The 19,235-nt window shown below is 55.9% G+C and carries 16 protein-coding genes and 1 pseudogene; 6 read left to right on the top strand and 11 right to left on the bottom strand.

What is annotated here, in order from left to right:
• Positions 1 to 7 precede the first annotated feature (7 nt).
• The 3 genes from JNB88_RS22950 to JNB88_RS22940 form a co-directional block, all read right to left on the bottom strand.
• Positions 8 to 1,678, bottom strand: coding sequence for an ABC transporter permease (locus JNB88_RS22950; RefSeq protein ID WP_420832210.1), 1,671 nt, complete (start codon positions 1,676 to 1,678; stop codon positions 8 to 10).
• A 58-nt stretch (positions 1,679 to 1,736) separates the two neighbouring features.
• Positions 1,737 to 2,714, bottom strand: coding sequence for a Fe(3+) ABC transporter substrate-binding protein (locus JNB88_RS22945; RefSeq protein WP_223217305.1), 978 nt, complete (start codon positions 2,712 to 2,714; stop codon positions 1,737 to 1,739).
• Positions 2,715 to 2,883: 169 nt separating this feature from the next.
• Positions 2,884 to 3,912, bottom strand: coding sequence for an ABC transporter ATP-binding protein (locus JNB88_RS22940; RefSeq protein WP_420832209.1), 1,029 nt, complete (start codon positions 3,910 to 3,912; stop codon positions 2,884 to 2,886).
• Positions 3,913 to 4,266: 354 nt separating this feature from the next.
• Here JNB88_RS22940 and JNB88_RS22935 point away from each other — a divergent pair, with 354 nt between their 5' ends.
• Entirely contained in the window at positions 4,267 to 5,172 is a 906-nt protein-coding gene (locus JNB88_RS22935; protein ID WP_220357435.1) for an alpha/beta fold hydrolase, read from the top strand.
• A 49-nt stretch (positions 5,173 to 5,221) separates the two neighbouring features.
• Here JNB88_RS22935 and JNB88_RS22930 read toward each other — a convergent pair whose 3' ends face one another.
• The 3 genes from JNB88_RS22930 to JNB88_RS22920 form a co-directional block, all read right to left on the bottom strand.
• Complete coding sequence (locus JNB88_RS22930; RefSeq protein ID WP_220357434.1) at positions 5,222 to 6,007, bottom strand: formate/nitrite transporter family protein; 786 nt, start codon at positions 6,005 to 6,007, stop codon at positions 5,222 to 5,224.
• A 241-nt stretch (positions 6,008 to 6,248) separates the two neighbouring features.
• On the bottom strand, positions 6,249 to 6,623 hold the full coding sequence (locus tag JNB88_RS22925; protein ID WP_220357433.1) for a DoxX family protein: 375 nt from the start codon (positions 6,621 to 6,623) through the stop codon (positions 6,249 to 6,251).
• A gap of 162 nt (positions 6,624 to 6,785) precedes the next feature.
• Positions 6,786 to 7,250, bottom strand: coding sequence for a cupin domain-containing protein (locus tag JNB88_RS22920; protein WP_220357432.1), 465 nt, complete (start codon positions 7,248 to 7,250; stop codon positions 6,786 to 6,788).
• 466 nt (positions 7,251 to 7,716) lie between these two features.
• On the opposite strand from JNB88_RS22920, the gene JNB88_RS22915 reads away from it, so the two are divergent.
• The 3 genes from JNB88_RS22915 to JNB88_RS22905 all read left to right on the top strand — a co-directional run bounded on the left by JNB88_RS22915 (position 7,717) and on the right by JNB88_RS22905 (position 11,000).
• Complete coding sequence (locus tag JNB88_RS22915; RefSeq protein ID WP_220357431.1) at positions 7,717 to 8,730, top strand: condensation domain-containing protein; 1,014 nt, start codon at positions 7,717 to 7,719, stop codon at positions 8,728 to 8,730.
• 144 nt (positions 8,731 to 8,874) lie between these two features.
• Entirely contained in the window at positions 8,875 to 9,870 is a 996-nt protein-coding gene (locus JNB88_RS22910; RefSeq protein WP_220357531.1) for a ketopantoate reductase family protein, read from the top strand.
• A 188-nt stretch (positions 9,871 to 10,058) separates the two neighbouring features.
• Complete coding sequence (locus JNB88_RS22905; RefSeq protein WP_220357430.1) at positions 10,059 to 11,000, top strand: 2-hydroxyacid dehydrogenase; 942 nt, start codon at positions 10,059 to 10,061, stop codon at positions 10,998 to 11,000.
• A gap of 58 nt (positions 11,001 to 11,058) precedes the next feature.
• Here JNB88_RS22905 and JNB88_RS22900 read toward each other — a convergent pair whose 3' ends face one another.
• Positions 11,059 to 12,099 carry an FAD-dependent monooxygenase gene (locus JNB88_RS22900; protein WP_223217297.1) on the bottom strand — a complete coding sequence of 347 codons (1,041 nt, stop codon included), beginning with the start codon at positions 12,097 to 12,099 and terminating at the stop codon, positions 11,059 to 11,061.
• Positions 12,100 to 12,553: 454 nt separating this feature from the next.
• Here JNB88_RS22900 and JNB88_RS22895 point away from each other — a divergent pair, with 454 nt between their 5' ends.
• Positions 12,554 to 13,879 (top strand): MFS transporter, encoded by a 1,326-nt coding sequence (locus JNB88_RS22895; protein ID WP_220357429.1) that lies wholly within the window; start codon positions 12,554 to 12,556, stop codon positions 13,877 to 13,879.
• On the opposite strand, the gene JNB88_RS22890 is transcribed toward JNB88_RS22895, so the two are convergent.
• From JNB88_RS22890 to JNB88_RS22880, 3 genes are all read right to left on the bottom strand, one after another.
• Positions 13,836 to 16,370, bottom strand: a complete 2,535-nt coding sequence (locus tag JNB88_RS22890; protein ID WP_220357428.1) for a two-component system VirA-like sensor kinase — start codon at positions 16,368 to 16,370, stop codon at positions 13,836 to 13,838. The two genes, JNB88_RS22895 and JNB88_RS22890, sit on opposite strands and share 44 nt — an antisense overlap.
• On the bottom strand, positions 16,327 to 17,253 hold the full coding sequence (locus JNB88_RS22885) for a cytochrome-c peroxidase (RefSeq protein ID WP_223217296.1): 927 nt from the start codon (positions 17,251 to 17,253) through the stop codon (positions 16,327 to 16,329). Before JNB88_RS22885 ends, JNB88_RS22890 begins: the two co-directional genes overlap by 44 nt.
• Before the next feature lie 110 nt (positions 17,254 to 17,363).
• Complete coding sequence (locus JNB88_RS22880; RefSeq protein ID WP_037135546.1) at positions 17,364 to 18,086, bottom strand: response regulator; 723 nt, start codon at positions 18,084 to 18,086, stop codon at positions 17,364 to 17,366.
• 769 nt (positions 18,087 to 18,855) lie between these two features.
• On the opposite strand from JNB88_RS22880, the gene JNB88_RS22875 reads away from it, so the two are divergent.
• A complete protein-coding gene (locus JNB88_RS22875) occupies positions 18,856 to 19,059 on the top strand; it encodes a DUF1127 domain-containing protein (protein WP_220357426.1) in 204 nt (67 codons plus the stop codon).
• Here the strand turns inward: JNB88_RS22875 and JNB88_RS22870 are convergent.
• Positions 19,036 to 19,235, bottom strand: a pseudogene (locus tag JNB88_RS22870) (IS5/IS1182 family transposase); the annotation flags it as partial. The gene JNB88_RS22875 and the pseudogene JNB88_RS22870 sit on opposite strands and share 24 nt — an antisense overlap.

Genomic DNA, 19,235 nt, shown 5'->3' with positions numbered 1-19,235 from the left:
CTTGACCCTAGGCATGTTGTTGCTCAACGCGAGCGACGCGCGACAGTAGAATCACGGGGAGCGTGCTGATGGCGACGATGGCGAGTGCGGCGATCGAAGCTTCCTCATAGGTGCCACGCGCAGCCTCCCCGTAAAGATGGGTCGCAAACGTTTCAAGATTGAGCGGACGCAGCAGCAAGGTCGCAGGCAACTCCTTGACGCAATCGACGAAAACAAGGAGGGCAGCTGCGGCGATAGACGCCCTGGATAGTGGTAGGTGCAAGTGGCGGAAGGTCCCGGCCACCGACTGACCAAGCGTGCGCGAGGCATGATCCAGCGCAACCGGAATGCGCGACAGTCCGGCCTCAATACCTCCGGCGGAAATCGCAAGGAAGCGAACGGTCAGCGCGTAGACAAGAGCGGCACCGGACCCAATGAAGAGGAGCCCGCTTCCGAACCCCAGCCATTCCCGGGTCAACTGGTCTATGAACCGGTCGAAACCGCCAAGCACGATCAGAACGCCGATCGCAATGACGGTACCGGGAGCGGCATATCCCATCGTCGAAAGACGAAGCAACGATGACGACCTTGCCCCGGGAGCGATACGCGTGGCATAGGCGACGACCAACCCGAAGGCGATTGTTATTAGCGTGGCGATTGACGCGATAGCCGTTGTGGCGACGGCCTCGGAGACGATCCGAGACGAGATGCCGGCAAACTGGAAGCGTTTCCAGGCTTCAACGGCCAGATAGAACGCTGGCGCGCCGAAACCCAACAGCACCGGCGCCAGCCCGAGGAGGAGCAGAGCAACGCCGATCCTGCGAGACACTGGTCGCGGCGAAAGGCTGCGGCTCCTCCTCGAATCCGTGGCGTAGCGCTGTTTGCGTCGCGCCCAACGCTCCAACGCCACCAACCCAACCACGATCGTCAGGAGGGCAAGCGCAATCTGCGCGGCTCCCGGGAGATCGGAGCGGGTGATCCATGTCGTATATATGGAGACCGTGATCGTTCTGACCCCGAGGAATTCTGCGGCGCCCACGTCGTTCAATGTCTCCATAAGCGCGAGCGCAATGCCGACCGCGACTGCTGGGCGCGCCAGTGGCAGGGCGACACGCCAGAAGACCCTGCTGCGCGAAATACCAAGAGTGCGGGCAGCATCGATCAGGTTTGCCGACTGCGTGAGAAACATTGCCCGCGTCGGGATATAGACATAAGGATATAGAACAAATCCGAGCAGAAGGATGCAGCCGGTCATCGATCTTATGTCTGGCAGACGGAATTGCCGAGGGCTGTCGTAACCGAGCACCCAGCGCAACGCACCTTGTACCGAGCCGATGGGATGCAGGATGTCGAGGTAGGCATAGGCGATGATGTAGGTCGGGACCGCCAACGGCAACAAAAGCATCCATTCGAGCATCCGGCGCCCAGGAAATTCATAGGCCGTCACAAGCCACGCGGTCGTGGTGCCGATGAAGGACGTGACACAGCCGACTCCGACCAGGAGGACAATCGTGTCCAGCAAGGCGGACGGCAGGATGGTAGAGAAGAGATGCGCCCAAAGGCCCGCTGACCCGTGAAATGCCTCGATCAACAGTCCGCCAATCGGGAGAACCACGGCGATGGCGATGAATGCGGCAAAGGTCAGACAGCGGCGGCCTGACCGACTTGCCAAGACAAAAACCGAGGTGCTGGCCGGCATCGAGAGGGATCCATGGAGCATGAAGGGAGGCGCCCTCGCGAGCACCTCCCGCTATTCGTTAGCTGTCAAAGCCCACCTTGTCGACCAGTTCGCTTGCCTGCTTGCGATGCCCGACAATTTCGGACAGTGGCTTGCTGTCGATCTTGAGCTCACCGAAAGAGGAGATGATCGGATCAGTCGGAGCACCAGGCTTGACCGGATACTCGTAGTTGGCTTCGGCGTAGATCTTCTGCGCCTCGTCAGAGACGAGGTATTCGAGCAGCTTCACGGCCTCCGCCTTGTTCGGCGAGTGCTTGGCAATAGCGGCACCGCTGATGTTGACCTGCGTCCCACCATTCTTGAAGGTCGGAAGGATGACCTTGATGGCTTCGGCCCATTTCACCTGCTCTTCGCCACCCTTGCCTGACTTCATTAGTCCGACATAGTACGAGTTGGCTATGCCGATGTCACAAATGCCGCCGAGGATGTCCTTGGCCGCATCTCGATCGCCGCCGGCTGCCTTGCGTGCAAGGTTCGCCCTGACACCCGTCAGCCACTTCTCAGTTTCATCCGCGCCGTAGTGGGCGATGTAGTCCGCAATCAGCGCCGTGTTGTACGGATGCTGTCCGGAGCGGATGCACACCTTGCCTTTCCACTTGGGGTCGGCAAGATCCTCATAGTTGAACGCGGTGACATCAAGGTCCTTGGCGGCGTAGAGAACGCGGGCACGCATGGATAAGCCGAACCAATGCCCCTTGGCGTCCCGCAACTGTTCGGGGATCGACGATGTGAGGACCGACGATTCGATCGGCTGCGTCACTCCCTTGTCGACAAGATCGACGAGGTTGCCCGCATCGACGGCCATCAAAATGTCAGCGGGAGAACTTTCTCCTTCGGACGCGACGCGCTCTGCAAGGCCATCCTTCAGGAAAACGGTATTGACCTTGGTACCAGTCGCCTTGGTGAATGCCTCCAGAAGCGGCGCGATCAGCGCCGGCTCGCGGGTCGTGTAGACGTTTATTTCCGCAGCCGAAGCAAGCGCAGGTGCGGTCAGCATAGACGCTGCGAGAAGTGTGGATGTTAGGATTGCGTGCGGTTTCATGAAACTCCCCCAAGTTTGAACGCTTACCGCTTCCAGCAGTTCTTGACCGTGCACGTCAAGTTTTAACTTTCATTTTTCTCGATCCTCACGCAGGTGTTACCGCACGGCAGGAGGGGAGAGCCGATCAAAACACCAGGACACCTTCGGGAGAAATGGAGACTTTGACGACGTCGATCTCGGCGGGAAACCGTTCCCTTGTCACAGCCCTCAAGGAACTTTCAAGCCCGTCCACGTTAAGCTCGAACTGCTCCGTTTCCCCGTGGAATGACCGCGATGAGATCCGCGCGGTGAATTCACCATCGTCGCGGGAGAGTGTGATCGCCTGCGGGCGGATGTAGAGTGTCGGCTGGCTGTCCGGTCTCACTGGACCTGACCATGGAAATGCACCGAGGACTGTCTCAATGGTGCCGTCGCGATAGGAGCCGGACACCTTATTGTAGGCGCAGAAGAACTCCGCCGCATATGGATTGGCAGGGTTGTCATGAAGATCGTAGGGTGTACCGGCTTGTACAATCCTGCCACCGCGCATCAGCACCACCCGATCTCCAGCGGAAAGCGCTTCCTGCGGATCATGTGTCACCAGAATAACGGTGGCATTGAGAGACCGCAGAAGTGAAAGCGTATTCGCGCGAACCTGGCCGCGGAGCCCCTGGTCGAGGTTCGAAAAAGGCTCATCCATCAATATGATGCCAGGACGAGGTGCGAGCGCCCGTGCAAGCGCCACGCGCTGCTGCTCTCCGCCGGATAGCGTATGCGGGAAGCGGTCTGCAAGATGTTCGATGCCAATCCGCCGCATGATGTCGGCGGCGGCTTCGGCTGCCTGTTGTCGGGGGCTTCGTTTCAGGCCGAAAAGGATGTTGTCTCTAACACTCAAGTGGGGAAACAGCGCATAGTCCTGGAAGACAAAGCCAACGGCCCTGGCCTCCGGCTCCACGAAGTTCGCCCCATCAACCTCTTGACCCTCAATTAACACTTGTCCGGTGTCTATTGTCTCGACACCGGCGATGATGCGCAGGAGCGTAGATTTGCCGCAGCCGGAGTGACCGACGAGTGAAATGATCTCACCGCGGCCGATCTCGAGCGTTATGTCTTGCAGGATGGCTCGCCTGCCCAAGGAACGCGAGACCCTTATCAGTTGTAGAGCTGGTTCCACAATTTCCCCTTTTGACCATGTTCTTTTGCCCGTCATACAGGTCTGTCTGATCTTGCGAAATCCCAAAACTCCTTTGTGCCTGCTGTTGCCGTCAAGTCTGCCACACGAGATAATGCAAGAGACCCGGTTTTTCGCGCGCAACATTGACCAGAACCAACGTCGTTGCCGTCTCGCTCGACTGCGAGACCTGCTGCTTCAGGCTCATGTTTTGCGGTTCTGCTGAAGGAGCTGAAGTTGGAGGCCTTCATCGGGCGTCGATGACGCGCTTTTCTTCTGAGGATCCGGGTGACGGCGTTTCATCTGTAATCCAATAGGCGGGCATTGAAACGTCATGGTCGGCTCTCGTCGATAGTGATGAAGGCTCCGGTCACCATCCTGGACTTCGAAATGTACGCAAATTTGAATAACACCCGAATTTTCTTCGATATTGCTGGGAGCGGCCTTGCGGTCCAGGCGGGGCGACTGGTTCCCAAGCCGACGATCGTCGTCCTGCATGGTGGGTTGGGATTTGATCATGCCTACTTGAAGCCAGATCTGAGCTGGCTAAGCGATGTGGCCCAGATTGTTTTTATCGATCTTAGAGGGCAAGGCCGATCCGGCAGGCCGGATCTTGATACCTGTACACTCGAGCAAATGGCTGATGACATCGTCTCCCTGTGTGGCCAACTGGGGATTGTGTCTCCTTTCATCTTTGGTCACTCGGCGGGTGGGTTTATCGCCCTCCATATTGCGTTGAAGCATCCCGCCTTTTCTCGTGGCGTTATCCTGTGCAGCAGCAGCCCCACAACGGCTTCGCTGGAGGACGACGAGGGCTCGCCGAGCCCGACCCTCGCATCAAGAGCCTCCGCTGAGGCAATGGCTGTTGCCGCTAGAATATTCTCGGGCGAGATCACGCCCGAGACCATCTCGCTGTTTTTCAAGGAAGTGGTACCCTACTATGCCGCGCCTTCGCATATGGATCGTGTGCAGCAATTGTTGGAAATATGCTCGCCCGATATCGGGATGATGCGTCATTTCATGCACAGTATCGCACCGTCCTACGACCTGCGGTCGAGGTTGCACGAGATCACAGCTCCGGTGCTGGTGCTGGTTGGGCACTATGACTGGGTTTGTCCGCCGCGGGCTAGCCGCCTCATTGCCAGGTCGATCCGACAATCAAAGCTGGTAGAGTTTCCGGCCTCCGGCCACTTTCCGTTTATGGAAGAGCCTTACGAATTCTGTTCGACTGTGAAAGAATTCATCGGCTCTTTTCGTGCCTGACAGGCTTCGCGCGGTTTGGATCTTGAGGGCTGTGGATCGGCAATGAGGATTAGGTGAGCCGCATTCTTTTGCGGCAGACAAGCCAGTATGCAGGCCCGGCGAAGGCCAGGGCACCGATCAGATTTCCGAGTGTGAGCCAACCAAGGTTGTGCGCTGCGCCAGTGAGCGTCACCGTTTTGGGGTGGTCACCGATGAGAGCGAGAGCGAATGTGAACATGTTTGCGACACAGAGCGCTTCGAGGCCAAGGACGACGAAGAAGCCGATCGGCAACGAAATCACGAGTATTTTGTTGGTTGTGTTTTTGGCACTCTGGCCCATGCTTATTGCGAGACACACAAGCCAATTGCAAAGCGCTCCTCCAACAAGGAGTTGAACGGCGCTCGCCGACATTCTCGCCTCTACGGCGGAAAAGAATTTTGTGCTCCCGTCGACAAGCAAGTCGCCCCCACCAGCAAAATGGACAAGCGCCGCGAGAGATAACGCCCCGACAAGGTTGCCGATCCAGGAGATGAACCATACAGACAGCATGCCGCGAACTGACGACAGACGTGTCAATACCGCAAGCGGCATGACGAGGGCAGCGCCAATAAACAGTTCCGAGCCCGCTGACACGACGATCGTAAGCGTTGCGACCAAAACGACGCTCATGATGACATGCGACCATGCCGGGCCGACATACGAACCCAGGGTAAACAACACGACATCGCCGATGCCAAGGTAAACCCCGGCCATCGCTGCTCCCGCCAGGAAAGCGATCGGCCGGGCCTCGACAAGCCGAGCTTTGTACGCACCTGTTTCCGAAAGATCGGCAATCTTTTGGCGAGCCAGTCTCATGGGGCCAACTGCTGGTGTTTCACGCGCCAATCTCCTTCGCATTGATGCGATCCCGTTTCGGCTTCTGTAAACTGAATGCGCCCCATAGCACCGGGAGTGCAGAGCGGATTGGGAGCCGGTGGGTTATGACATATCGATAATGGAATGATCAGTCAATAAATGTGATGCCACCATGCCGCCTGGGATGGCGGCACGATGAGCGGGTGGTTCTCCGATCACCGTGGCCGGTACCTGCAGGTCCCTAGGCCAGACCGCGTAAGATCAGTTCCCGGAGCCGCGCATACCTGAGGTAGAGCCCGCCCCAGGCGGCAGTGCCTAGAAGCAACGCAATCAGCTGCGGAGGAGAAAATAGCTCCCCCATGCGCAGATGGACGCAAATGGCTCCACCAAAGAAGCCGGTAACTAGAATTGCTCCCAACAATGCGGTCCTTGGTATTGAATAGAGCAGAGCACAAACGACCATGATAATGGCCAGCGCGGGAGCACGGTCGGTAGGGAACTGTACCGCATTCATCTCATCTTTGAGGAGGTCAGGTGCGAAGTAGTTGACGCTGGCGTCAAGCAATAGAACAATCGTGATGAATGCCGACAGGGCTCGGCCAGCTAGCGTTTGCATCGGTACATATCTCTTTGCGTTTGGGTTTCGGGATGTGGGGCGCCTTCGCCTCGCGGCGCGGACATCGACCCCAAGCATCTGCGGCAGCTAAAGCCTTTTGGACCGCACCAAGCCCCCCCCCTCGTTCTCCACACAGGAGTGCTTGTGCTGCCCTGCGGGCATTCAGTTTCCTTTTGGAGCGGATATCGGTGGCCCAAGGAATTCTACTCCCCAGGCCATGCCGAACTCGTTCAGCGCCTCGATTGACGGTGGGCCGTTGGCGAGCTTTTCTCCCAGGCCGGTGAAGAAGCGGGCGGCATCCATTGCCGGAGCAATCAGGATGTACTGGCGCGCGGGTGCCGCTGAGAGATTGACGAAAGCATGAGCGCTACCGCCTGGCACCGAGACAACATCCCCTTCGTCTGCGTAAAATCTCTGCCCATCGACTTCAAATAGATATCGGCCCTCCAATATCCGGAACACTTCCGTCTCTGGGTGGCGATGGAGTGGAGGGCCAAATCCGGGTTGATTGGTCGTTTCGATGAAACAGAACTTCCCATCATTTACTGAAGGTTGGACCCGCACTCGCAGACTGAGACCAATCGCAGGTATCCTGATTGTCGGGTCTGACCCGATAAAGCGTGACATTTGATACTGCACATCAGCCTCCTCTTTTGCGTGGGCGTTGGACCGGGAATTACACCTTCCCATCTGGTGGCCACTTAGCGATTTCGTGATACGCGGCATCGGGTTTCAACTGAAACTATCTGAGCCTTGAGATGAGGATGCCAGTCCTTCATATGAAACGAAAGAGAACCAATTGAAATTCAGCGATCATCGCCGTGAGAGACCAAAGCTGGTTTTCTGCATAGCGTTGAGGCGAATGATGGAAGTCAAACGACGGCTTTACCGAATGCTGGGTGCGCATGAGCGCCTGATGTACTACTACTCGAGGTCGCATCCGCGACACTTTTGTATCATCGCTCAAATCAAGGCTGACAGATCCGGCAGCGATTATCTACGCGCGCTAAAGGCCGTGCAAGCGAAGCATCCGTTAATGCGAGCAAACATCGATTAGAATTCAGCCGGGAATCCTTATTTCTACGAATGCGGAGTGCTGCAAGAACCGACAATCCTGTCTCGTGACCAGCACTGGCATTGGACCGAGGTAGTTGAGCGCGAACTTGAAACCGACTTTAGCGAAGCGGAGGCGTTGTTCAGGGCCGTGGTTCTTTACGATGCATTTGGGGCGACCATCGTATTTACCTATCATCACGCCATCAGCGATGGTGTTGCAGCGACCGCCGTAGTTGAAGATCTGCTGCGCGCTTTAGCCGGGGACACCCTGGCGCCTTTGGGTGTGCCATGCGCTGTCGACGGGTTCCTCAACGTCGCGACAGTGGCCGGAAGCACAGGGAGCGATGACCAGGACTGGGCGCAGAAGCAGGGTTTCCTTGAGATCGCGAGACGGCCACTCTGGCGCTCCTTTGATGGTGACGAAGTCTCGATCAGAACGGCAGCGCTCGACACTACGGCAGTGCATCGGTTCAGGATGCTCGCTCGTCTGCATGCGTCGACAGTTAACAGCGCCATCTGTGTCGCCTTGGCAACTGCCGCCCATGAGCAAGAGGGCAAGAGCGACTATTCGATACTGAGTGCGATCGACGTGCGGCCGCTTCTCGAAATGAACCGCACAGACTGTGCGATGCGAGCGATCGCTGGCACCATTACCATGTCGAATATAGAAGAGGACTTTTGGGTCAATGCTCGTCGCCATAGCGATTGGATGAAACGACTTCGCTCGCCTGGATATGTTGAACAGACCACCGCGACACTCGGTCGCCTGCTATCGGCCAATTGCAGCCCAGCACTGGCATCCGGTCTATTGGGCTCACTCAGCTACGACGCTGTCGTTTCCAATCTCGGCGCGCTGCCAATACGCACGCGAATAGCAGACGTAGAACTTGAAGCAATCTGGGGACCGGTGGGACAAGCTCGTTTGAAAGACGAGCGTTTTGTCGGGGTTTGCACCGCGACTGGTGAGATGAGATTTATTGAGGCGGTCCCCGGTCACCAGATATCCATTCTTGCCGAGGCTCTCGAGATCCTGCGCACCGTCTGTCGGTGATGGTGTCGACAACGGTCGACCCGTCACACGCAGGAGAGCCCCGGTTCTGTTAAATCTGTAGCGCTTCCTGGCGAAGCCTGTAATAGCCCCAAAGCCGTCGTGCTGAATTCTCGATCAAAAGAACCAGGAGAATTCATCGTGAGCATGCCCGACAAGCTTCAACGCCCAATCTGTGTGGCTGGTCCAGGTGCAATAGGCCTTACGCTGGCCGCCCGCCTTTCGATTGCCGGGTTTCCGGTTCGTCTGGTTGCCAGGGGTGACAGCCTATCGTTTATCAAGGCGAACGGCATTCGCCTCATTGATCGAGAAGGTGACCATCGTGTGCAAGTTGACGTCGGGACGGCGACGGATTTCGGCATCCAGGATGTGCTGTTTTTGTGCCCGAAATCGCACGATTTGCCCGAAATGGCTGCGGCGCTCCAGCCATTGATTGGAGAGCACACGACGATCGTTCCCGTTGTCAACGGGATGCCGTGGTGGTACTTCGATGGCGTTGGAGGGCAGTGGGACGGGCCGAGCATCAAGTCTGTAGATCCCAACCAAGTCTTGAAGGGACTTCTTCCTTCCCGCCAGGTGATCGGCACGACCACGATCATAACTGCAGAGCGTTTGCGCGTGGGAACCGCAAGAACATTCAACCCCTTGCAGATGACAATCGGCGAACTCGATGACCAGCAGTCCGAACGATTGTCGGACCTGTCAGACATTCTTACCCTAGCAGGGATTGCTGTGCGAATTGCTCCGCGCATTCGGGATGCCGTTTGGACAAAAGTGGTCCGGAATCTGATCTCCAACCCTGTGACTGCCATCACCGGCGCGACGTTGCGTGAGAATTTTGGCAACCAATACCTTGCAGATATCAGCCGGCAGATGCTTCAGGAAGTTCTTCCAGTCATCGCGGCCTACGGCGCAAATCTCGAGGTCGATCCGCAGACTATACTTGAATCCGGACGCAGCCTTGGCGATGTCAAGACGTCAATGCTGCAGGATTTCGAACAAGGGAATCGACTTGAGCTTGCCTCTATTTGCGACGCGGTGATCGAATTGGCAAATCGCCGTGGTATCGAAATGCCCGTCATCCGGGCGATCACGGGAATTGCCCATTTCAGAAGCGTAGCCGATCGGGCCCACGCGGCCTGATCATGGCGCGTCACATCCCAGATGGCCGCTATCGGAATGCCAGACGAATTCTGCGCAGCCTGTTTTTCTTAACGATTGGAAGGCATTGATGCACAGACGCCGACCGATCCGAAACACAGAACAGGTTCCCCACTGTCCGCGACGGCCCAGCTGAATCCTGAACAAGGCACCTATCGAAAGAGAGGCACATGAAGATCGTATTTTGTGGGAACACCTTTCCAGATATGCCCGCATATCTCGAGCAAGCGCTCGATGGCGGACACGACATTACCGTATGGGATGGCAATCCGGAAACAATGCCGACCAATATTGACGTCCTCATTCCGCGTGCATTGCAGGTAGGGGCGGTTGATATGGACCGTGGCAAGGTACGGTTCATACAGCAGTTTGGCGTAGGACTTGATGGGGTAGACGCCGCGGCCGCCCGAGCGAGAGGTATCCCCGTAGCCAACGTTCCGGGGACGGGGGGAAATGCGGATTCGGTTGCAGAACATGCAATGCTGTTGCTGCTGATGCTCCTGAGACAGGGAGTGCGGGCACAGCGAAATGTCTTGGAGGGGATATTGGGGGCACCGACCGGTCGGGCGCTATCTGGAAAGACGGTTTGCCTTTATGGTCTCGGAGCTGTTGCCAAGGCGATCTCCAAACGGCTGAAGGCCTTCGATGTGAGGCTGGTCGGCTTAACGAGAACGCCTGATCCGCGAAAAGTTGCCGAGTTCCATCTTGACCGGTGTTATTCGATGGAGAACGCGCAAGCCTGCTTCGCCCAGACTGATGTGTTGATCGTCTGCGTCAAGCACACCCCCGAGACAACGGGACTGATCGACGAGAAGCAATTGAGGTTGTTGCGGCCGGGTGCGGTATTGATCAATATTGCACGTGCTGGGCTCATTGATCGAACGGCAGTCGAGAACTGCCTGGGGGACGGCCATCTCAGTGGTGTGGGATTGGATGTGTTTTGGAAGGAGCCTGCTGGAATTGACGATCCGTTTCTACAAAACCCGAATGTAATGGTCACGCCTCACATCGCGGGAATCACCGACATCTCTCTTGGCGACATAGCGCGAGCTGTAGCGGAGAACATTCGTCGATTCTCTGTTGGGCTGCCCCTACACAATGCCATTCCATAGCGGAAGGCCTACCTTGATGGCGGTCAAAATTTGTCCACTGGCGCGAGCCACATGGACATCAAAGCGGATAGGAATGAGCACCGACGTCATGTGTGCTTAGCCTAGAATCGTTCCGTAAGCGGTTCATAGGAGCGTCTGTAGAGTGCGTTGCCAACGTGGCGCAGAAGCAGATTTCGAACGGCATTGGGAGCCATGCGCAATCTGCAAGGGCAATCGCGTCTTCGATCGCCATGCCCGCACCTTGGGCCATACTGGGCGAACTGGCGTGGGAACCGTCGCCCACTATCACAAGGCGATCGGCAATGTATCGGCCGGCCGGAATCTCTTCCAATCGTGCGCGATGGATAACGACATTCGCTGGCAAGCTTGAGATCATCGATCCAAGTGGATCGCCGAAGTCTGCGAACAATGTCTTGAGGGTCGGGATTGAGCCATCCGCGAACTCTTCGGTGGAGCAATCCGCATAGACGTAAAGATCCGATGCGTTCAGCGGTATCGCCAGGGCAGTTCTACGTTTGCCCAACATTGCGGTCCAGGCGTCCAGATGGCCAGGATTTCTCACAACCATACGCCAACAGGACAGACCCAAAGATCGCGGGTGGGCATCTGCAAACGCGGAACTCCGCAGGAGTGAGCGAACTCCATCGGCTCCAATCACCAGATCGTACTCCGAACGGCTGCCATCTTCGAAATCCACAGTGCGGACTGTGGCATGGCCCTCAGTTCCTATCACCGCTCTTCCAAAGCTTACGCGCGTCCTCTTTAGCGACGACAGGAGCACATCGAGAAGTACGCGGCGGGGAAGTGCCAGGCAGGGACCGCAAGCGCCCCAAAAAGAATCCGTTGCGACATCGTTCAGCAATTTGCCAGTGGCAGACAGGATCCTCTGCGCGGCAATTGGAAAGGAAGATCGATGCACTTCGTCCAATAGTCCAAGTTCACCCAGCGCGCGTGTCGCGTTGCCAAGTAGGAAGATGCCCTGCCCGGATGTCGGTGGAGTATTGAATCGGTCGACAACGTCAGGCGTGAAGCCTTCCAATTCCAGGGCCTTTGCCACGGCAAGTCCGGCAATTCCGGATCCTACAATAAGTATCCTCATCGACGTGTTGTTTCCCGTATTTCGTTTCAGCAAGGACGATTTTGTGTCGTCAAGAACCCGGTATTCACAGGTGATTTCAGCGAGACTTCAAGCAGTCCCTTTCTGATTGCAAATGTAGCGGTGCCACAGTCCAAAGACCTGGCTCTCACTCGTGCAACGACGCCTGATGGCAGTAACTGCGGGGAGGCCCGTTGATGGAAGCTTGGCCTGTGGGACGCTCGCAATGGTTCCAAGAACGTAGAGATCATGCGACCTCCAGGTGCCAGTCGGTATTTCTTACATCTGTAACCGAGAAATACTTTCCTGCGACAACCGGTAAATATTAGAAGGATTTAAATTTGCCTGCATTCAACCAGCTTGATCCATTGTGACCCCTTCTGACCAGACATTGCATTTGAGTGACGCAACGCACCGAGATTCCGGTTTGCCCGAACCTCATCAGAGGATTTTGCGAATGCTCGCCCTGGCGGCCGCGGGTGGAGCGCTGGAGTTCTATGATTTTGTAATCTTCGTTTTTCTTGCCGATCTGATTGGGGTCCTCTTCTTCCCGCCCGGTTTGCCTCTTTGGCTAACGAACGTACAAACGCTCGGGATCTTCGCCGCTGGCTACGTATTCCGGCCCCTTGGAGGAGTTGTCCTGGCTCACTTTGGTGACATCTTTGGCCGCAAGCGCGTCTTCGCATTCTCGATTCTTCTGATGGCGCTGTCGACGTTGGCCGTTGGGTTGTTGCCCTCCTATCAAAGCATTGGAATTGCAGCACCGCTTTTGCTCATCGTGCTGCGTATCTTGCAAGGAATTGCTATAGGGGGCGAAGTACCAGGCGCATGGACCTTCGTCGCGGAGCACATTTCGTCGCGCCAGGTTGGGCTGGCATGTGGCGTTGTCTGTGCGGGCCTTGGTCTGGGAGTGTTTTTCGGTGCTGCAACAACAGCTCTCATGTCCTGGGTTTTCACACCTGCAACGATGCTCAGCTATGGATGGCGGCTGCCTTTTATTCTGGGTGGAGGTTTTGGTCTTGTCGGCGTGCAGCTCCGGCGAATGCTTCAGGAAACGCCAATATTTCTTGCCTTGCGAGCGCGGAAGCTTCTTGTTCCCGAGCTTCCCCTCAAGGTCGTGGTAACGAGTTATCCGCGCGGCGTGGCCGTGTCGATGTTGTGCACCTGGATCCTGTCGGCAGGAGTCGTGATGCTGACGCTTATGGTCCCCACGATCCTGGAACGGTCCTATCACTTTGACCATCAGGCTGCATTGATTGCAGCTGCTGTCAGCGCGATATCGCTCACGGTGAGCGTGGGGTTCGCCGGTCTTGTTGTCGACCGAATTGGCCCGGCCAGGTTCTTCATTCTAGGCGGTGTCGTCCTGGCCCTTGGGGACGTTGCGTTCGTCGGTATCTCATGGGTAGATCCCTCGTACGCCTATCTGTTATGCGCGCTTGTTGGTCTCTCGGGAGGAGTGGTAACCGGTGTTCCTGTAGCAATGGTGTCGTGCTTCCCGGCAGCAGTGCGTTTTTCCGGCGTCTCATTCTCATACAATGTTTCTTACGCGGTGTTTGGCGGTCTGACACCTGTCGTGCTGACGGCCTTGCTTCCGCTCTACCCGTTTTCACACGCATACTACCTTCTATTCATCAGCGTCCTGACATTGTTACTCGGCGCATATTTTTCGACGATGAAGGGTGCACTACGCCATGGACGGCGATCGCCATCTTCTCGCGACGAGCCTGGACCCCAAAAACCTATGATAGCGAATGTCGAACCTGACGGTCGCTCATCGCCTTGAAAAGAGCACTTGCCAGGCCAATCGAACTGATTGGCTTTCGCAGCATGGGTATTTCCGCAAACGCTCGTTGATCCAACTCATCGCGTTCCGGGTCGGCCATGAAGAGAATGGTGACCGGTAGGAAGTCGCTTGCGACGGCCCGAAGGTCGGGCGCTGTCTGCCATAGATCAAGATCAAGCAAGATGAGATCTGGTTCTCTGTCGTTCGCGGACAACCATTTCTTCAAGCTGCTCAAACTCGCAAACCCGACGGGCTCGTAACCGAGTGCAGCAATTTTCTCCTCGAACATCATGCGCACATTGTGTTCTCGCTGGGCAATGACGACCACTTCACCGTTGCCAAGCGGCACTGTTCGTTCATTGAAGAATTGCGCCAGGGGGACCGGTTTCTGCGCCGTATAGGGCAGATAGAGCTTGAACGTTGTCCCTTCGCCCGAAGTACTCTGGACGTCGATTTTTCCCGCCATGGCAGTGACATGACCGTGGACTGCTGCCAAACCAAGACCGGTACCTCCCGCCTTCGATCTGGATGTAAAGAACGGTTCGAAGATGTGTGGAAAGATACCTGGTGCAATGCCACTACCGTTGTCGATGACGCTAAGCATCAGGTATTTTCCGGGAGGCAGGAGCGAATGGGAAAGTGGTACGCTTTCGCTTGTAACCGTTCGGTCAGCCTTGATGTGAATGCGACCATTCGCTCCAAAAGATTGAGCAGCGTTGATAGACAGGTTCATTATGATTTGCTGAAGTTCAAGCGGGTTCCCGACAATTGCTGGCAAATCGTTTGGGATCTCGACGGTCACTTGAACTGCGTCTGAGATCGAAAGCCTCACAAGTGGCAGGATATCTTCAACAGCCTCCTTCGTGTCAAAGGGCTTGCTCACCCGGTCTCGCTTACGACTGAAGGTCAGGATCTGGTCAATGATATGCTTGGCGCGCTGACCGCTTGATACGATCTCCTGCAGATATTGACGGGTCCGAGACGTGCCGCGGTTGAGCTGTAGCGCCATCTCGCCGTAACCCATTATTGCACCGAGCGCGTTGTTAAATTCGTGCGCAATGCCGCCGGCGAGCGTCCCAACGGCCTCCAGGCGTTGCGAATGTTCCAAGCGGATCTCGAGTTCCTGTCGTTGCTTTCGCTCTCGTTGAGCCTTGAGGCACTGAGCGAGTGTGATGATCGCAGATCCCAAAAGGCGAACTTCATCCGCACCCGGCTTTTTGCGAATCTCGGAATGCTCCAATAGCAAAAGCTCGACCAAAGGCGATGCGATGCTCGTTGCCACGACCGAGCCTGCGCTCATCGCTCCTTCGGGAAGGGACTGTACGTGGAACTCTTGGAGATTCTGATAGAAAAAGCGGTCCCAGTGAAGCCGCTCGTTCATCATTGAAGTCGTTACCTGCTCCGAGAATCGCTGAACGAAGGGATCCAAACTGGACCGATCGGCATTTCCGAAACTTTCGACGACCATTTTGGTTTGGGCGTCGATCACCAGGAAACCATATCTGTGCGCATCGAAGAACTCCGCGACGGTCTGCAGCGAATCTTCAACTGCAGCCGAGACGGCGTCGAATTCTTCGCCGAAACGTCGCTTTATATCGGCGGTCAGATTCTCGATGTCCAGTTGCTGTGTAAGTCGATAGGTCTGCTCCCGGAGTCGATACACCAGAATTGCTATGTAAATGCACAGCAGTACGGCAATTGAGCCAAGAAGTATCCGGCTCCAAGCTGAGCGAACGTTGATGACGCCAAACGCATCCAGATATTGCTTTTGCAGGATCTGAGCTTCGTTGGAGGTGCGGGATGCAAGTATCAGCTCGATCGTGTCGTCCACGACCGGCAGTATCCTCAAAATTATTCTGGCATTTTCGACGTATGATCCAAGCTGAGGATTGTCCGTGGCGTCAGATTGGAGCATCTCTGACAGTTGGCTTTCGATTGATTTTGCAAGCTGTTCATTTGGTTCAGCAGCAAATCGCAACATGAGATTTCCAAGATCAGCTGACCGTCCTAGGGCATTCTGGACGGCGGGGTCGTGGCTGGCGTGAAGCTCCGAGAGCACCCGATTGGCGATCGACAGTGAGTTCTGCAGGAGCGCGTTGTTCGTCTTGAAGCGCTCAATGAGCCCCTCATCTTCATCGATCGATGCGGAGAGGTTCGTGAGCTCTGTATTCAGAATATCCGTGTTTTCCACACCGCTCTCGGGAAAGATCTCCCGGAGTTCGTCCACGGTGGCGTGGAGATTGACGATGGCCTTGACCAACGGATCATAATTTTTCAGCAAGCCCGCCCTTGCTTGCAGGACGTCACGCTGCAAGGACGCATGGTTTAGGTCGATTGCCCGAAGGGCGGTGAGGATTGCCTCATGGGTGTCGCGTGATGGCACCCGCCCAATTGCAAGCAAGGCAAAACAAAGCGCGCCCACAACGAGCACGGAAATGCGCCATAGCTCAATTGTCGCTCGCCGATGGGGCCGCTTGGAGCCTGTGTCCATTATACTCGCCGGTGAGGGTGTTTAAAAAGGCAACTAAGGAATCAACATCATGGCTGGTCAATCTCCTGCCAAGCTGGCTACGTCCCATTATCTCAACTGCTTCTGGCAGGGAAGAGACCCGCCCATCATGGAAGTATGGTGCCGTAACAGCGACATTGCGGAGACTGGGAACGCGGAAAACGCCCCTATCGTCTTCCTTCCCCGTCAGCGTGAACCGACCCAAATCACCGTCATTCTCGGAGGATGCCATGGAGGGTGGTGAGAAGATCCCAAATTTCTGAAACATATTCCCGCCGATGTTAGACCCCTGATGGCAGGAGACACAGCCATACTCCTTGAATAGATGATAGCCTTCGATTTCGTTTTGCGTGAGGGCACCATCGTCACCTTTCAGGTACCGGTCGAAAGGCGAGTTCGGAGTGACCAGGGAACGTTGAAATGTTGCGAGCGCATCGAGAACGTCGGCGCGTTGAATCGGATGACCATAAATGCGATCAAAACTCGACGAGTAATGCGGGCTTGCCCTGAGACGTGAGAGAAGCGTTGGCCAGGTTGCGGCCATAAGATTTTCGTCGAGCAGCACGCGCTCATTCTGATCTTCCAGCGAAGTGAAGTCGCCTCGCCAACCCAGGCGATAATTGTTGCCGACGTTGAAGATCGTTGGCGCATTGAAGCGATGAAGGCGACCCTTATACCCTATGGTGCGTTTCGCGTTAACTGTCCCACCTTTCGTCAGATCGTGGCAAGTGATACAGGAAAGCTTGTTCATGCCGGAGAGGATGGGGTCCGAAAAAAGAGCTGCACCGAGCTGAACCTTTGACGTGTCGAGCCTGTTTGGAATTTCCAGGGGCGCCAGTGGCTCACGAGGGTTGGCATGGTCCAACGCGCGAACGGCTTCGACCCCGAACGATATTGTCAGCGCGACCAACCAGGCGACGACGTACCGGCCACGCTTCAGTGCGCTTAACTCGCGTCCGGCGCGCATGCACGCTGTCACCTGGAGCGCCTTCGCATCTCAACCGACACGTCACTGTCGAAGATGTAGCCAGCGCCACGTTCCGTTCGTATCAGCTTGGGGGTGGAAGGGTCATTCTCAAGCTTACGTCGCAGTCTCAGGATTAGGACGTCGATGCTTCGATCGAAGATCTCTTCATCGTGCACGCGGCTTGCCGATAGGAGTTGCTCGCGGGAAAGAACCTGACGAGGAGAATCGAGGAAGGCGGTCAGGAGATTGAACTCGCCGGCCGTTAGTTTCACTTCGTCCTCGTCACCGGATCTTAGCTGGCGTTGCTTTACGTTCAGCACCCATTTGTCGAATGAATAGATCTTTCGGTCCTTCTTGTCAGTCGCGACTGGACGCACGCGAAGCGCGGCCCTAACTCGTGCCAGGAATTCACGCAACCCGAACGGCTTCGTCACGTAGTCAGATGCGCCAAGTTCAAGGCCGACAACCTTGTCCGTCTCCTCAAGCCTGTCGCCGCTGATAATGATTATGGGTGCGTCTGACTTTCCAGACAACGTGCGAACGATTTCAAGCCCGTCTTCATGCCCAAGGTTAAGGTCGACGATGACGAGATCCACCAGTTCCGACTGAAGTACCTGACCGAGCTGATGGCTGTCCTTGACGCCGGTCACGCGAAACGCGTGCTGTGACAGGTAATCAATAAGGAGACCACGCAACTTGCTGTCATCATCGACGACAAGGATATGCTTCATCTTGGCCTCCTGGAAAGGGTTTGAACAGTGCCTCAAGAGCCCAAGGCAAGGCAAGAAAAGCCCGGATTGCGTATTGCGCGACAAGGTTTCAAATGCATTTCAATCTTTGATCGTATGTTACAATTGAAACCGTTCCCATTACTACAAACCTCAGCCCGACATTTCCGCCAAACCGCGGCTACCGCCAATGCGGGTATCTGGTAGCGTGCAGCTCCGCTGCTTTGCAATACGGGACCAATGGATCTGAAACAACTATCTCAAAGTCTAGGGTCAAAAGCCTCGCTGATCTACGTGATTTCCGCCCTTTGGGTAGACCAGTGCGACGCCTGATGTCTCTCGTGCAGCTGCACCGGATGGTAAAGTTCGCACGCGCACGCAAATTCCTGCAGCAGTCTCCACCAGAATGAGCGCCTGCCCCTTTTCCCAGATGCTTTGTCGAGGGTAATTGCGTCGAAGCCAGGTACGATAATGCGGCCATTTATTGCCACCAGCTGCAGATGAGCGCAATCATTCGATCCGTGATGCGAATTGTTTGGGTAGCTCAATATACGAACCTCCGATGCCGATCGGCCGGGAATATCAGCTCGACTACATGCGACAGTTATCAAATCGTCCCTCGTTGGTTTCATCCGTAGTGGGAGGCTAGGCATGACGACGATCGGGATTTCAGCCGAAACCTACATTGGCTGTTTGGAAACTCAACTGTAGTCGCCCTACCGGAGAAAGCCTCTGCGGCGAAGAAGGATGGTCGCCGGAAAGGAGGAACGATATGCTTGACCCGAGAGCGAGGTGTAGCCAACTGGTTCATCGCTTCGAGCAACTGGTTCGGTATGTCCGAGCGCGTCGTGCCGTGACACAGCTTCAAAGTCTTGACGATCACACGCTCGCCGACATTGGCGTCTCGCGCAGTGCCATCGAGCGCATTGTGAAGAACGGACGCGAGCTCGGTCTAGGACGTGGACTCGCAAACTGAATTGATCCAAATTCTTGTCGCAACGAGTTTCAGTGCAGCAAGGTAATTATCAGGGCGGCGGTCGTAGCGCGTGGCCAAGCCCCGCATGTGTTTGATACGATTGAAAAACCTCTCCACTTGATTTCGCTGCCTATAGACCCAGCGACTGAAGCTGAAGCTCTGCTTCCGATTTATCT

Origin of the sequence: Rhizobium cauense (genome assembly GCF_019511525.1) — a bacterium.
In the GTDB taxonomy this organism is placed as follows: domain Bacteria; phylum Pseudomonadota; class Alphaproteobacteria; order Rhizobiales; family Rhizobiaceae; genus Rhizobium; species Rhizobium cauense.
Note: the sequence above shows the minus strand (reverse complement) of the source record. Positions and strands in the feature narration are given on the sequence as shown.

What these genes read in the sequence shown, in the direction of transcription:
- JNB88_RS22950 (WP_420832210.1), bottom strand. Translation starts at nt 1,678, where the DNA reads ATGCCGGCCAGCACCTCGGTTTTTGTCTTGGCAAGTCGGTCAGGCCGC.
- JNB88_RS22945 (WP_223217305.1), bottom strand. Translation starts at nt 2,714, where the DNA reads ATGCTGACCGCACCTGCGCTTGCTTCGGCTGCGGAAATAAACGTCTAC.
- JNB88_RS22935 (WP_220357435.1), top strand. Translation starts at nt 4,267, where the DNA reads ATGAAGGCTCCGGTCACCATCCTGGACTTCGAAATGTACGCAAATTTG.
- JNB88_RS22930 (WP_220357434.1), bottom strand. Translation starts at nt 6,007, where the DNA reads ATGAGACTGGCTCGCCAAAAGATTGCCGATCTTTCGGAAACAGGTGCG.
- JNB88_RS22925 (WP_220357433.1), bottom strand. Translation starts at nt 6,623, where the DNA reads ATGCAAACGCTAGCTGGCCGAGCCCTGTCGGCATTCATCACGATTGTT.
- JNB88_RS22920 (WP_220357432.1), bottom strand. Translation starts at nt 7,250, where the DNA reads ATGTCACGCTTTATCGGGTCAGACCCGACAATCAGGATACCTGCGATT.
- JNB88_RS22910 (WP_220357531.1), top strand. Translation starts at nt 8,875, where the DNA reads ATGCCCGACAAGCTTCAACGCCCAATCTGTGTGGCTGGTCCAGGTGCA.
- JNB88_RS22905 (WP_220357430.1), top strand. Translation starts at nt 10,059, where the DNA reads ATGAAGATCGTATTTTGTGGGAACACCTTTCCAGATATGCCCGCATAT.
- JNB88_RS22900 (WP_223217297.1), bottom strand. Translation starts at nt 12,099, where the DNA reads ATGAGGATACTTATTGTAGGATCCGGAATTGCCGGACTTGCCGTGGCA.
- JNB88_RS22895 (WP_220357429.1), top strand. Translation starts at nt 12,554, where the DNA reads ATGCTCGCCCTGGCGGCCGCGGGTGGAGCGCTGGAGTTCTATGATTTT.
- JNB88_RS22890 (WP_220357428.1), bottom strand. Translation starts at nt 16,370, where the DNA reads ATGGACACAGGCTCCAAGCGGCCCCATCGGCGAGCGACAATTGAGCTA.
- JNB88_RS22880 (WP_037135546.1), bottom strand. Translation starts at nt 18,086, where the DNA reads ATGAAGCATATCCTTGTCGTCGATGATGACAGCAAGTTGCGTGGTCTC.
- JNB88_RS22875 (WP_220357426.1), top strand. Translation starts at nt 18,856, where the DNA reads ATGCTTGACCCGAGAGCGAGGTGTAGCCAACTGGTTCATCGCTTCGAG.